This is a genomic window from Pseudomonas sp. 25 R 14 (assembly GCF_900004755.1).
GTDB lineage: Bacteria > Pseudomonadota > Gammaproteobacteria > Pseudomonadales > Pseudomonadaceae > Aquipseudomonas > Aquipseudomonas brenneri.
In genome coordinates, this window is sequence record NZ_CVTS01000065.1 from 211,444 (window position 1) to 223,938 (window position 12,495).

A 12,495-nucleotide genomic window follows, 5' to 3' on the forward strand; every position below is an offset into this window, starting at 1 on the left:
CCTATGCAAAAGTTACTGATTCCAACGCTGCTGGGCCTGGCGATGTTTGCAGGTCAAGTCAACGCCGCCGCGCCGCTGCGGCCGCCCCAGGGTTACTTCGCGCCGATTGAAGCGTTCAAGACCGGCGACTTCAAGAATGACTGCGACGCGATGCCCACGCCCTACACCGGGGCCCTGCAGTTTCGCAGCAAATACGAGGGCTCCGATAAGGCCCGTTCGACCCTGAACGTACAGTCGGAAAAAGCCTTTCGCGACAGCACCGCCGATATCACCAAACTGGAGAAAGACACCAGCAAGCGGGTGATGCAGTTCATGCGCGACGGTCGCCCGGAGCAATTGCAATGCACCCTGAACTGGCTGGTGAGCTGGGCCAAGGCCGATGCGTTGATGTCCAAGGACTTCAACCACACCGGCAAGTCCATGCGCAAATGGGCGTTGGGCAGCATGGCCTCGGCGTATGTGCGCCTGAAGTTTTCCGAGTCGCAACCGCTGGCCAAACACCCGCAGGAATCACAGTTGATCGAAGCCTGGTTCAACAGACTGGCCGAGCAAGTGGTCAGCGACTGGGACAACCTGCCCCTGGAAAAAACCAACAACCACTCGTACTGGGCCGCCTGGTCGGTGATGGCCACGTCCGTCGCCACCAACCGTCGCGATCTGTTTGATTGGGCGATCAAGGAATACAAGGTCGGCGTCAATCAGGTCGATGCCCAGGGCTATCTGCCCAACGAACTGAAGCGTCAGCAACGGGCCTTGGCCTATCACAACTATGCGTTGCCGCCACTGGCGATGATCGCCAGTTTTGCCCTGGTCAACGGCGTGGATGTGCGCGGTGAAAACAACGGCGCGCTCAAGCGCCTGGGGGACAAGGTGCTCGCAGGCGCCAAAGATCCGGACATATTCGAACAGAAAAACGGCAAGGAGCAGGACATGAAGGATCTGGAGCAGGACTCGAAATTCGCCTGGCTCGAACCGTTCTGCACCCTCTACACCTGCGCCCCGGATGTGATCGAACGCAAGCACGACATGCAACCGTTCAAGACCTTCCGCCTGGGCGGCGACCTGACCAAGGTCTACGACCCGGCGCACGATAAAGGCCGTTGATGGAACGGGCGCCCAATGTGGGAGCGGGCTTGCCCGCGATAGCGGTCTGACATTCAGCATTGATGTCACCTGACACACCGTTATCGCAGGCAAGCCAGCTCCCACATTTGGGGCCGGTTTCGACAGTGAAAAAGTAGTACAGCCCTCCCCGGTTTTTCGTGGGGGGGTTTGGGGGGGCCGTTGGCCCTTGACTGTTGGTTAAACATGGAGAGATCGGGATGGTTTTCTCGTCCAATGTGTTCCTGTTTCTGTTCTTGCCGATCTTCCTCGGCTTGTACTATTTGAGCGGGCAACGCTATCGCAATCTGCTGCTGCTGATTGCCAGCTACGTGTTCTACGCCTGGTGGCGAGTGGACTTCCTGGCGCTGTTCGCCGCCGTGACCCTGTGGAACTACTGGATCGGCCTCAAGGTCGGTGCGGCAGGCGTGCGCACCAAGCCGGCGCAGCGCTGGCTGCTGCTCGGGGTGGCGGTCGACCTGTGCATCCTTGGCTACTTCAAGTACGCCAACTTCGGCGTCGACAGCATCAACCTGATGATGAAATCGGCGGGCCTGGAACCGTTTATCCTGACCCACGTACTGTTGCCGATCGGGATCTCGTTCTACATCTTCGAGTCCATCAGCTACATCATCGACGTGTACCGTGGCGACACTCCGGCGACCCGCAACCTCATCGATTTTGCGGCGTTCGTGGCGATCTTCCCGCACCTGATCGCCGGCCCCGTGCTGCGCTTTCGCGACCTGGCCGACCAGTTCAACAACCGCACCCACACCCTGGATAAATTCTCCGAGGGCTGCACGCGATTCATGCAGGGCTTTATCAAGAAGGTGTTTATCGCCGACACCCTGGCGGTGGTGGCCGACCATTGCTTCGCCCTGCAAAACCCCACCACCGGCGATGCCTGGCTCGGCGCGCTGGCGTATACCGCCCAGCTGTACTTCGACTTCTCCGGCTACAGCGACATGGCCATCGGCCTGGGCTTGATGATGGGTTTCCGTTTCATGGAAAACTTCAAGCAGCCGTACATCAGCCAGTCGATCACTGAGTTCTGGCGGCGCTGGCATATCAGCCTGTCCACCTGGCTGCGCGACTACCTGTACATCACCCTGGGCGGCAACCGCAAAGGCACGCTGACCACCTACCGCAACCTGTTCCTGACCATGCTGCTCGGTGGCCTGTGGCATGGCGCGAACATCACCTACATCGTCTGGGGCGCCTGGCACGGCATGTGGCTGGCGATTGAAAAAGCCATCGGCCTCGACACCTCGCCACGCACGTTCAACCCGCTGCGGTGGGCCTTCACCTTCCTGCTGGTGGTGACCGGCTGGGTCATTTTCCGCGCGGAAAACCTGCAGGTGGCCGGGCGCATGTACGGCGCGATGTTCAGTTTCAACGAGTGGTCGCTGTCGGAACTCAACCGCGCCAGCCTCACCGGCCTGCAAGTGGCAACCCTGGTGGTGGCCTACGCCACCCTGGCGTTCTTTGGCCTGCGCGACTTCTATCGCGATCATCCGGCGGCGCCCCGCGTCGCCCAGGCAGTGCCGGGCTACGCCATGCGGGCCTGTGTGTTGCTGCTGTTCGCGGCATCGATTCTCAAACTGTCGGCGCAGAGTTTCTCGCCGTTCCTTTACTTCCAATTCTGAGGGAGCCGACATGACCCGTTCATTACGCGTGCTCTATATCGCCCTGTTCCTGAGCATGCTGCTGGTGCTGGGACTTTGGTCGATGCGCAGTTTCTTCGGTTTCAGCACCCACGCCGATGCCACCGTGCTCAACGGTCGCTGGGCCAAGGCCGTCGAGACCCATTACGACGACGAGTTCCCGATCAAGCGCCTGGGTACCAACCTCTGGGCGGCGCTGGACTACAAGCTGTTCAACGAAGGCCGTCCCGGCGTGGTGCTGGGCCGCGATCACTGGCTGTATAGCGACGAGGAGTTCAACCCCGCCGTCAACCAGGCGCAGAACCTGCAAGACAACTACGCCCTGGTCGAAGGCGTGCGCCAGACCCTCAAGGCCAAGGGCGTGCAGTTGGTGATGGCGATTGTCCCGGCCAAGGTGCGCCTGTACCCCGAGCACCTGGGAGAAGTGCAACCCGCGACTATTCATGCCGGGCTCTACCAGGATTTCCACGCCCGGGTTGCCGCCGACAAGATCATCGCCCCCGACCTGCTGGGCCCGTTGCAACAGGCCAAGCTCCATGGCCAGCAAGTGTTCCTGCGCACCGACACACACTGGACCCCGGATGGCGCCGAAGTTGCGGCCAAGCAACTGGCCAGGGTGATCAACGCCAAGACCCTGCTCAGTGGCGAGCCCCAGCGTTTTGTCACCGACGCCGAGAGCATCACCCCGCACAGCGGTGACTTGCGCTTGTTCCTGCCCCTGGACCCGCTGTTCGAAAACCTGATGCCGCCCAAAGAGCCCCTGCAAAAACGCGTGACTCACGCGGTGCAAACCCAGGCAGCAGGCGATGACGCCCTGTTCGCCGACAGCGAAATGCCGGTGGCGTTGGTAGGCACCAGCTACAGCGCCAACCCCAACTGGAACTTCGTCGGCGCCCTCAAGCAAGCCCTGGGCAGTGAAGTGGTGAGCTACGCCGAAGACGGTCACGGCCCGATCCTGCCGATGCTCAGCTACCTGAAAAGCGACGACTTCAAGAACAGCCCGCCACAAGTGCTGATCTGGGAGTTTCCGGAACGCTATCTGCCTGTGAACAACGAAATCGGCGACGCCGACCCCCAGTGGGTTGCGCAACTCAAACAAGCCGGTACCCGCCAACAGAACATGGCACTCAACACTCCCGTTAAAACCCAGAAATCCGAGACGCCCGACCGGGCGCAAAACTGAAAGAGAGGTAACTCACATGACTTTCACTACTACTCCGCGTCGTCTCGCCAAGACCCTGGCCCTGGCCGCCGGTATGAGCTTCGTATCGATGTCCGCCTTCGCCGGCGATGCCGCCCTCTACGGCCCGGTAGCGCCGAAAGGTTCGAGCTTCGTGCGCCTGTTCAACGCCAGCAACCAGGAAGTCAGCGCCACGGTCGGCAACACCGCCTTGAGCGACGTCGCCCCGCTGGCCAGCAGTGACTTCAGCTTCCTGCCGGGCGGCGACTACAGCGCCAAGGTCGGTAGCCAGAACGTCACGGTCAAGCTGGCCGCCGATCACTACTACACCCTGGTCAACAGTGGCAGCGGCCAGCCGCAACTGATCGAAGAACCACCGTTCAAGAACAAGCAGAAATCCCTGGTGCGCGTGCAGAACCTCAGCGACAAGGCCCTGACCCTGAAGACCGCCGACGGCAAGACCGACGTGGTCAAGGCCGTGGCCGCCAAGGGCCGTGGCGAGCGCGAAATCAACCCGGTGAAGGTCAGCCTGGCGCTGTACGACGGCGACAAGAAAGTCGGCGACGTGAAGCCGGTGGCGCTGGAGCGTGGTGAGGCGGCGGTGCTGTATGTCACCGGTTCTGGCAGCAGCCTGTCGCCAGTGTGGGTCAAGCGCCCCGTGTCGACCCGCTAATTATTTCCTGAACTGACGGCTACCCACTGTAGGAGCGAGCTTGCTCGCGAAAATCGCCAACGATAACGCGAGCAATCTGAATGAACGCGGTGTCTGGAAGTGCTTCGCGAGCAAGCTCGCTCCTACAGGGGATCAAGGCGTCAGTTCGGACCGAGACAAAAACAAGAGTGAAACGACTGAATTTCGTTGCTCTAACCCATACAGATTCAAGGAGAAACCCATGATCCCAGTAATCCTTTCCGGTGGTAGCGGCTCACGTCTTTGGCCGCTTTCGCGTAAACAGTTCCCTAAACAGTTCCTGGCCCTGACCGGCGAGCACACGCTGTTCCAGCAAACCCTGGAGCGCCTGGTGTTCGAAGGCATGGACAGCCCGATCGTGGTCTGCAACAAGGAGCACCGTTTCATCGTCAACGAGCAGTTGAGCGCACGCAAGCTGGAGAGCCAGCGCATCCTGATGGAACCGTTTGGCCGCAACACCGCGCCGGCCGTGGCCCTGACCGCGATGATGCTGGTCAATGAAGGCCGTGACGAACTGATGCTGGTCCTGCCCGCCGACCACGTACTGGACGACCAGAAAGCCCTGCAACGCGCCCTGGCCCTGGCCACCGTGGCCGCCGAGCGTGGCGAGATGGTGCTGTTCGGCGTGCCCGCCACTCGCCCGGAAACCGGCTACGGCTATATCAAGTCCACCAACGACTCACTGCTGCCCGAAGGCGTCAGCCGCGTGCAGCAGTTTGTGGAAAAACCCGATGAAAAACGCGCCGTGGAGTTCGTCAAAAGCGGTGGTTACTTCTGGAACAGCGGCATGTTCCTGTTCCGCGCCAGCCGCTTCCTCGAAGAGCTGAAAAAGCACGACCCGGACATCTACGACACCTGCGTGCTGACCCTGGAGCGCAGCGAACATACCGCCGATACCGTGACCTTCGACGAAGCCACCTTCGCCTGCTGCCCGGATAATTCCATCGACTACGCGGTGATGGAAAAAACCCAGCGCGCCTGCGTGGTCCCGCTCAGCGCCGGCTGGAGCGACGTGGGCTGCTGGGCCTCGCTGTGGGCGGTCAATGACAAGGACGCCAACGGCAACGTGACCAAAGGCGACGTGGTGATCCAGGACAGCAAGAACTGCATGATCCACGGCAACGGCAAACTGGTGTCGGTGATCGGTCTGGAAAACATCGTGGTGGTGGAAACCAAGGACGCGATGATGATTGCCCACAAGGACAAGGTCCAGGGCGTCAAACAGATGGTCAACACCCTCAACGAACAGGGGCGCAGCGAGACCCAGAACCACTGCGAGGTCTATCGCCCGTGGGGCTCCTACGACTCGGTGGACATGGGCGGGCGGTTCCAGGTCAAGCACATCTCGGTCAAGCCGGGCGCGTGCCTGTCACTGCAGATGCACCACCACCGCGCCGAACACTGGATCGTGGTCAGTGGTACCGCCGAGGTGACCTGCGACGATAACGTGTTCCTGCTCTGCGAGAACCAGTCCACCTACATCCCGATTGCCTCGGTGCATCGCCTGCGCAACCCGGGCAAGATCCCGTTGGAGATTATTGAAGTGCAGTCGGGCAGTTATCTGGGCGAGGATGATATCGAGCGGTTTGAGGATATCTACGGTCGGTCGACCCCGATTGAGCGTGGCGTGTCGGTGAAAACCATCGCGCAGTAACCACGCCGTACAAAAAGCCCCCGTCCAGCTCACTGCGTCCCCTATCCGCAGGGGGTTGGGCGGGGGCTTTTTCTTTGGGGCTTTGGGTGATGCTGAGGGCCCTTTCGCGAGCAAGCCCGCTCCCACACTTACCGAGTCCATCCTTGAAATGCGGTCAACCTGTGGGAGCGGGCTTGCTCGCGAAGGCGTCAGCCCAGCCAACACACCTCTTAAGGTAGCCAATCCCACCTACGCTTCAGTTAGGATGTTCGTTCCTTATTCGAGGTGGTCTCCATGTTCTTCGGCGTTCTACTGATCATCACCTGGCTGATCCTGCTGCTGCGCTATCCCGCCAAGGCCTTGCCAGTATCCCTCGCAGCTGCCGTGGGCCTGGGCTTCGTAGCGATGTGGGTGGTCTGGCTGGACAACCGCGAAGCCGCGCAACTGGCGCGCCTGGAACTACGCATCAGCTACGCCCCCGAGCAATGCCCTGTCGATCGCCCCTTGCAGCTCAAACTCAACAATGGCAACGATGTGCCCCTGACCGAATTGCGCTGGCGCGTCGCCGCCTACGCGCCGGGCGATACGGTCAACCTGGCCGACAACGTCTATGCTGCCCCGCGCTATCGCGGCCCCGGCGAGTTGCAGGCCGGCGCGACCTGGGAAGATTGCCTGCCGATGCCGCCACTGCGTCCCGGCTATCGCCCACAAACCCTGGAGTTTCGTGCCGAACGCCTGCAAGGCAGTTTCTCCGACTAATACCCACAAAGGATTGATCCATGCCCAACGTGCTTATCACCGGTTGCTCCAGCGGCATCGGCCGCGCCCTGGCCGATGCCTTCAAGGCTGCCGGCTATGACGTGTGGGCCAGCGCCCGCCGTCCCGAAGACGTCGCGACCCTGGCGGCAGCCGGCTTCAAGGCCGTGCAACTGGATGTCAACGATGGGGCGGCGCTGGCGCAACTGGCCGGGCAAGTGGGCGAGGTGGATGTACTGATCAACAACGCCGGCTACGGCGCCATGGGCCCGCTGCTCGATGGCGGTACCGAGGCGATGCAGCGCCAATTCGAGACCAATGTGTTCTCCATCGTCGGCGTGACCCAGGCGCTGTTTCCAGCCTTGCGCACGCGCAAGGGGTTGGTGGTGAATATCGGCAGTGTTTCCGGAGTGCTGGTCACCCCGTTTGCCGGCGCCTACTGCGCCTCCAAAGCCGCCGTCCATGCCCTGAGCGATGCCCTGCGCATGGAGCTGGCGCCGTTTGGCGTGCGGGTCATGGAAGTGCAGCCGGGGGCGATCAACACCCGTTTTGCCAAGAACGCCGGCACCCAGGCCGAATTGCTGATCAACGAACAATCGCCATGGTGGCCGTTGCGCGAAAGCATCCGTGCGCGCTCCCAGGCCTCTCAGGACAAACCCACACCGGCCAGCGCATTCGCGGCAGATGTGCTCAAGGCCGTGCAACAACCAGAACCACCGCGCCTGCTGCGCTCGGGCAATGGCAGCCGGGCGTTGCCGTTGATGGCGGCGCTGTTGCCCAAGGGGTTGCTGGAGAAGGTGTTGAAGAAGCGGTTTGGCTTGGCTGGGGTTTTGTAGGTTTATTCAGGGACCGAGGCGCCTGTATCGCGAGCAAGCCCGCTCCCACACTTACCGAATACATCCTTGAAATGCGGTCAACCTGTGGGAGCGGGCTTGCTCGCGATGGCGTCCCAACCAGCAACCGCCCCCTCCTTCATGAAATCAATAAACGCCCGCACCTTGAGCGGCAAATGCCGCGTGTCCGGGTACAGTGCATACACCCCCTGGGGTACGAAGCGATAATCCGGCAACAGGCGTACCAATCGCCCCGTGTCCAGATCCTCCTGTACCAGCCACTGCGGCAGGATTGCCACGCCATGGCCACGCACGGCAAATGCCTGGAGCACGGCGGCACTGTCAACCATAAGCGCACAGGGACCAGAGCGATATTGATGCTCGCCACCTGCCGGGTCGATCACACTCAACTCGGTCAATCGGCCGTGCCCCAGCTTGGGCAGTTGTTCAAGTTCATCCAGCGTATGGGCGGTACCAAAACCAGGCGCCGCAACCGCGAATATCTGGTAAGTGGATAACTGCACCGCACGATGATTGGAATCCAGCAGCCGCCCCAACCGAATCGCCACATCAAAGCGCTCGGAGATCAGATCGGCATGGGTGGAGGATGTGGATAAGTGGACATTCAGATCCGGGTGCAGACGTCGAAAGGCTTCCACTGCTGGGGCAACCACCGCCAACGCATATTCCACGGTGGTGGTGATGCGCAGCGTGCCCTTGAGCTGGGCGTGTTCAGAGCGGGCTTCTTCCACCGCCAACTGCGCTTCTTCGAGCATGCGTGTACAACGCAGGTAAAACCGCTCGCCGGCATCGGTCAACGCCAATTGCCGGGTGTTGCGCGTCAGCAGGGTGACACCGAGTTCAGCCTCCAGGCGCTTGAGATTGAAGCTGACTACGGCGCGGGTCTGCCCCAGTCTATCGGCCGCGGCAGTCAACGAGCCGGCCTCCACCACCGTCTTGAACGTCTCGAAACGATCCAGGCTGACCATGGGCCACGCCTCCATTTGTCAAAATATTTTTGACAAACTAACAGCCAAACCAGCGTTCCCCAAGCATCCGCAGCACTCTACCCTGCCAGGATTGATTGAATGCAGGAACGCCCTGATGACCTACCGCTCGAAAGTCGCCTGGATCTTTTTACTGGGTTTTACCCTCGACCTGGTGAACATGTTTGTCGCCACCATTGCCTACCCGGATATCGCCCGCGAACTGCAGGCTTCGGTCACGCAATTGGCGTGGGTCAGCAATGCCTACATGCTCGGCCTGACTGCGATCATTCCCATGAGTGTGTGGCTGGCCGCCATGCTGGGGGAAAGAAACCTGATTGCCGTCAGCCTGCTGCTGTTCGCCGCAGCCTCGGTGATGGTCGGGCAGGCGAGTTCGATTGAAGCGCTGATCGGTTGGCGCGGCCTGCAAGGGTTGGGGGGTGGCTTACTGATCCCGGTGGGCCAGGCAATGGCCTACCGGCACTTTCCCCCAGCAGAACGCAGCCAACTCACCGCCAGGGTGATGTCCGTCGCGTTACTGGTACCAGCATTGTCCCCAGCGCTGGGCGGGGTGATCGTCGACAGTGTGTCGTGGCGCTGGATCTTCTACGCCAACCTGCCGCTGGCGCTGTTGACCTTACTGCTGGCGCTGCTGTGGATAAAACCCGACCAACCAACAAATGTTCACCCTGTGCTTGAGCTGGGGGGGATTTTCACCCCCCTGAGCAGCCCGCTGTTACGGGTGGCGATGCTGGTCTATCTGTTTATTCCCGGGGTCTTTATCGGCACCAGCCTGATTGCCATCCTCTATCTGCGCGGCCTTGGATACGACGCGACACGCACCGGGGGCCTGATGCTGCCATGGGCAGTGGCGTCGGCCCTGGCCATTTTCCTCAGCAAAAAACTGTTCAACCGCTGTGGGCCCAAGCCATTGCTGCTGGCGGGCATGGTGCTGCAATGCAGCGGTATTGTGCTGCTGAACACCGCCGAACCTGTGCTGATCATTCTTGCCTACGCCTCAATGGGCCTGGGCGGCAGCCTGTGCAGCAGCACCGCACAGACCCTGGCGTTTCTCGATGTTCCCGTCGATCGCATGGGCCATGCCAGCGCGCTGTGGAATATCAATCGGCAAGTCAGCTTCTGCCTGGGTGCCGCAGCGCTCAGCGCACTGTTGTCGGCCTTGGATTCCTTCAGCATAACCTTCACGATAGCGGCAGCCCTGACACTGCTGCCACTCTTCGCAGTGCTGCACCTGGATGCTTCCAGAGTCCGCACGCTGCTTCACCCAGCCAGCGAGCCGCAACGATGATTGACTACAGTGATTTTTTTGAAGAAGTGATCCAGACCCACATAGAAATCGAGCAATGGTTTGCCGGCGTGGCACCCGAAGGCACCCTGCAGAACCTGCTTGCGCGCTTCTCCCCCGAATTCAGCATGATCGCCCCCGCCACCGGCGCACGGGTCAATGCCGCCGGGGTCAATGCCCTGTTCACTCGCCTGGGCGGCATGCGGCCCGGATTGAAAATCACCTTGAGTGAAATGGCAGGCATTGACCGGCATGCACGCGGGGCCACGGTGACCTACCGCGAACGCCAGATCGATGACAGCGGTACACAAACAGACCGCCGTGCCACCGTAGTATTCGAGAAACAAGCCAGTGGCGCGCTGCTGTGGCGCCATCTGCACGAGACCTATATCCAGGGCCAATAACGCCTCCTGTAGGAGCTGGCTTGCCAGCGAAAAACGTCAACGCTGACACGGAGCACCAGGTACCCCGCGTTGCTCTCAGGTTCTTCGCCGGCAAGCCGGCTCCTACAGCAATCCGCGAACTAGCTGACATCATTAACGGTAACCAATCTTCAGGCTCTTTCACCTCTTGTCCAAGGAAAGGTGAAAGGATGCTCAAGGACTTTCTCAGCAGCGGCGTGCCCAATGCCCACATAACAACTCGTCAACGACTAACCAGCCTACTGGACCTGCCCAGGCTCTATCGAACCATTGACGCCGATCCTGCCATCGTCGGGGCTGGCGTAGTGCATATCAGCAGTGATTATCGGGTGACGGTGCTGCGACTGAAAAACCCTCGCCATCCTCGCGAAATAATCCGGTTGAAGCAGTTGGTCGGAACTCTTCCTAAACGCTACAGCAATGCCCAATTACGCCGAGACATTCTCACTCAGATAGCAGATCAGATAGGGGCCGCGATAGCCGTCACAGGTAGCAGCATCTCTGGAAATATTAACCACATCGTCATCGCGCTTTATGAGGAGTTCAGTAGCCATGACCAATAACGCCAATACGGTATGCAAGCCGCGAACATTGCGTGGTTACACCCAACGCTTTGCTTTCACGGTGGGTACTGCAATATCAATGAACTTAGTGAGCATCTCGGGCAACCTGTCACATAGCCTCTCTTATTACGCCCGAATAAACTATCTCTCTAGCGACTATGCTGTGATGGCAAGCCTGATACTGGTATTGGCAATGTGTATCGGATTAGCCTTGGTGGCGCTAGGGTTTCGTTTGGGCCCTCCACTACTTGCATGTGTCGCGGCTCTGAATGTTCTGCTTTCGGCGGACTACTTGGGCAACCACCCGGTCACTCTGTTTGCGCTATTTCCTCTGCTGCAATCTCTGCTCTGCCTGGTCATCCTCAATACAAGAAACCACCGCCGCTACACCAACATGCTGAGGGTCAAGCGTCGGCGTAAAATCAGGGCTAACGCGTCAATCTCTTAGTCAACCGCAAAAAATCTGTGAGCAAACCAGATCCCACACTTTTAGTGTTGTGTCTGGTTCACGATCACCGTGCACGTGATACCAGCCGCCAGCAGCACGCCTTCCGGCACTTCATCGATATGAATGCGCACCGGCACACGCTGGGCCAGGCGCACCCAGTTGAAGGTCGGGTTCACGTCGGCGATCAGTTCGCGGCTTTCAGGGTTGTCACGGTCGTAGATGCCGCGCGAGATGCTTTCCACATGGCCCTTGAGGGTTTCGCCGCTCATCAGTTGCATGTCGGCTTTATCCCCCACTTTTACATGGGGCAGCTTGGTTTCTTCGAAGAAGCCATAGACCCAGAACGAGTTCATATCGACGACTGCCATCTTCGCCTCGCCGATGCGCGCGTAATCGCCGCGATGTACGTTGAGGTTGGTGACATAACCATCGACGGCCGCCACCACGTGCGTGCGTTTCAAATTCAGCTCCGCCGCTTCCAGTTGCGCCAGGGCATGCTGGTAGTCGGCCAGGGCCGAGTCGGCGATGTTGCTGGCGTCGTCGCGGTTTTCCTTGGAGATCACCAGGGCGTCAAGGTCAGCGCGGCGGTGCGCATTGTCCTTGCGCATCTCCCAGGTGGCCTTGCGTGACGCCACCAGTGATTGCGCCTGTTTCACCGCAATGCGGTAGTGCTCGGGGTCGATCTGCATCAGCAGGTCGCCCTTTTTCACCAACTGGTTGTCACGCACCGGCACGTCAACCACCTCGCCAGTGACGTCGGCAGCGACGTTGATGATGTCGGCGCGCACCCGACCATCACGGGTCCACGGGGTCTGCATGTAATGCACCCACAGCGTACGGCCAATCCAGATCGCCAGGGCCAAGACCAGCAATGTCGCAAGCAGGCTGAAAAACTTTTTCATCAGGGCATTC

General features: G+C 60.2%; 13 protein-coding genes. 11 read left to right on the forward strand and 2 right to left on the reverse strand.

Features of this window, described 5'->3' with window-relative positions; translation table 11 throughout:
• Positions 1–3: 3 nt before the first annotated feature.
• From BFQ03_RS24190 to BFQ03_RS24220, 7 genes are all read left to right on the forward strand, one after another.
• Positions 4–1,104 carry a mannuronate-specific alginate lyase gene (locus BFQ03_RS24190; protein WP_139115733.1) on the forward strand — a complete coding sequence of 367 codons (1,101 nt, stop codon included), beginning with the start codon at positions 4–6 and terminating at the stop codon, positions 1,102–1,104.
• Positions 1,105–1,322: 218 nt separating this feature from the next.
• Positions 1,323–2,747: an MBOAT family O-acyltransferase gene (locus BFQ03_RS24195; RefSeq protein WP_032860011.1), complete on the forward strand. Its 1,425-nt coding sequence runs from the start codon at positions 1,323–1,325 to the stop codon at positions 2,745–2,747.
• 10 nt (positions 2,748–2,757) lie between these two features.
• On the forward strand, positions 2,758–3,948 hold the full coding sequence (locus tag BFQ03_RS24200) for an alginate O-acetyltransferase (RefSeq protein ID WP_065944182.1): 1,191 nt from the start codon (positions 2,758–2,760) through the stop codon (positions 3,946–3,948).
• 16 nt (positions 3,949–3,964) lie between these two features.
• The gene (locus BFQ03_RS24205) at positions 3,965–4,618 is read left to right on the forward strand and encodes an alginate O-acetyltransferase AlgF (RefSeq protein WP_032860013.1); all 654 of its coding nucleotides are present in this window, start codon (positions 3,965–3,967) and stop codon (positions 4,616–4,618) included.
• Positions 4,619–4,838: 220 nt separating this feature from the next.
• Positions 4,839–6,290: a mannose-1-phosphate guanylyltransferase/mannose-6-phosphate isomerase gene (locus BFQ03_RS24210; protein ID WP_032860014.1), complete on the forward strand. Its 1,452-nt coding sequence runs from the start codon at positions 4,839–4,841 to the stop codon at positions 6,288–6,290.
• A 273-nt stretch (positions 6,291–6,563) separates the two neighbouring features.
• Complete coding sequence (locus BFQ03_RS24215) at positions 6,564–7,028, forward strand: hypothetical protein (protein WP_032860015.1); 465 nt, start codon at positions 6,564–6,566, stop codon at positions 7,026–7,028.
• Between the two features lie 20 nt (positions 7,029–7,048).
• Positions 7,049–7,861 (forward strand): SDR family oxidoreductase, encoded by an 813-nt coding sequence (locus BFQ03_RS24220; RefSeq protein ID WP_032860016.1) that lies wholly within the window; start codon positions 7,049–7,051, stop codon positions 7,859–7,861.
• A 77-nt stretch (positions 7,862–7,938) separates the two neighbouring features.
• Here BFQ03_RS24220 and BFQ03_RS24225 read toward each other — a convergent pair whose 3' ends face one another.
• The gene (locus BFQ03_RS24225) at positions 7,939–8,847 is read right to left on the reverse strand and encodes a LysR family transcriptional regulator (RefSeq protein ID WP_050593342.1); all 909 of its coding nucleotides are present in this window, start codon (positions 8,845–8,847) and stop codon (positions 7,939–7,941) included.
• A 115-nt stretch (positions 8,848–8,962) separates the two neighbouring features.
• Between BFQ03_RS24225 and BFQ03_RS24230 the strand changes: the two genes are divergently transcribed.
• The 4 genes from BFQ03_RS24230 to BFQ03_RS24245 are packed head-to-tail and all read left to right on the forward strand — an operon-like array spanning position 8,963 to position 11,583.
• A complete protein-coding gene (locus BFQ03_RS24230) occupies positions 8,963–10,153 on the forward strand; it encodes an MFS transporter (protein WP_065944183.1) in 1,191 nt (396 codons plus the stop codon).
• Positions 10,150–10,554 (forward strand): hypothetical protein, encoded by a 405-nt coding sequence (locus tag BFQ03_RS24235; RefSeq protein ID WP_032860018.1) that lies wholly within the window; start codon positions 10,150–10,152, stop codon positions 10,552–10,554. The genes BFQ03_RS24230 and BFQ03_RS24235 overlap by 4 nt, the downstream gene beginning before the upstream one ends.
• Positions 10,555–10,574: 20 nt before the next feature.
• A complete protein-coding gene (locus BFQ03_RS24240) occupies positions 10,575–11,135 on the forward strand; it encodes a hypothetical protein (RefSeq protein ID WP_239695281.1) in 561 nt (186 codons plus the stop codon).
• Positions 11,125–11,583: a hypothetical protein gene (locus BFQ03_RS24245; protein ID WP_229752308.1), complete on the forward strand. Its 459-nt coding sequence runs from the start codon at positions 11,125–11,127 to the stop codon at positions 11,581–11,583. The genes BFQ03_RS24240 and BFQ03_RS24245 overlap by 11 nt, the downstream gene beginning before the upstream one ends.
• A 41-nt stretch (positions 11,584–11,624) precedes the next feature.
• Here BFQ03_RS24245 and BFQ03_RS24250 read toward each other — a convergent pair whose 3' ends face one another.
• Positions 11,625–12,485, reverse strand: coding sequence for an efflux RND transporter periplasmic adaptor subunit (locus BFQ03_RS24250; protein WP_065944185.1), 861 nt, complete (start codon positions 12,483–12,485; stop codon positions 11,625–11,627).
• Positions 12,486–12,495 lie beyond the last annotated feature (10 nt).

What these genes read in the sequence shown, in the direction of transcription:
- BFQ03_RS24190 (WP_139115733.1), top strand. Translation starts at nt 4, where the DNA reads ATGCAAAAGTTACTGATTCCAACGCTGCTGGGCCTGGCGATGTTTGCA.
- BFQ03_RS24195 (WP_032860011.1), top strand. Translation starts at nt 1,323, where the DNA reads ATGGTTTTCTCGTCCAATGTGTTCCTGTTTCTGTTCTTGCCGATCTTC.
- BFQ03_RS24200 (WP_065944182.1), top strand. Translation starts at nt 2,758, where the DNA reads ATGACCCGTTCATTACGCGTGCTCTATATCGCCCTGTTCCTGAGCATG.
- BFQ03_RS24205 (WP_032860013.1), top strand. Translation starts at nt 3,965, where the DNA reads ATGACTTTCACTACTACTCCGCGTCGTCTCGCCAAGACCCTGGCCCTG.
- BFQ03_RS24210 (WP_032860014.1), top strand. Translation starts at nt 4,839, where the DNA reads ATGATCCCAGTAATCCTTTCCGGTGGTAGCGGCTCACGTCTTTGGCCG.
- BFQ03_RS24215 (WP_032860015.1), top strand. Translation starts at nt 6,564, where the DNA reads ATGTTCTTCGGCGTTCTACTGATCATCACCTGGCTGATCCTGCTGCTG.
- BFQ03_RS24220 (WP_032860016.1), top strand. Translation starts at nt 7,049, where the DNA reads ATGCCCAACGTGCTTATCACCGGTTGCTCCAGCGGCATCGGCCGCGCC.
- BFQ03_RS24225 (WP_050593342.1), bottom strand. Translation starts at nt 8,847, where the DNA reads ATGGTCAGCCTGGATCGTTTCGAGACGTTCAAGACGGTGGTGGAGGCC.
- BFQ03_RS24230 (WP_065944183.1), top strand. Translation starts at nt 8,963, where the DNA reads ATGACCTACCGCTCGAAAGTCGCCTGGATCTTTTTACTGGGTTTTACC.
- BFQ03_RS24235 (WP_032860018.1), top strand. Translation starts at nt 10,150, where the DNA reads ATGATTGACTACAGTGATTTTTTTGAAGAAGTGATCCAGACCCACATA.
- BFQ03_RS24245 (WP_229752308.1), top strand. Translation starts at nt 11,125, where the DNA reads ATGACCAATAACGCCAATACGGTATGCAAGCCGCGAACATTGCGTGGT.
- BFQ03_RS24250 (WP_065944185.1), bottom strand. Translation starts at nt 12,485, where the DNA reads ATGAAAAAGTTTTTCAGCCTGCTTGCGACATTGCTGGTCTTGGCCCTG.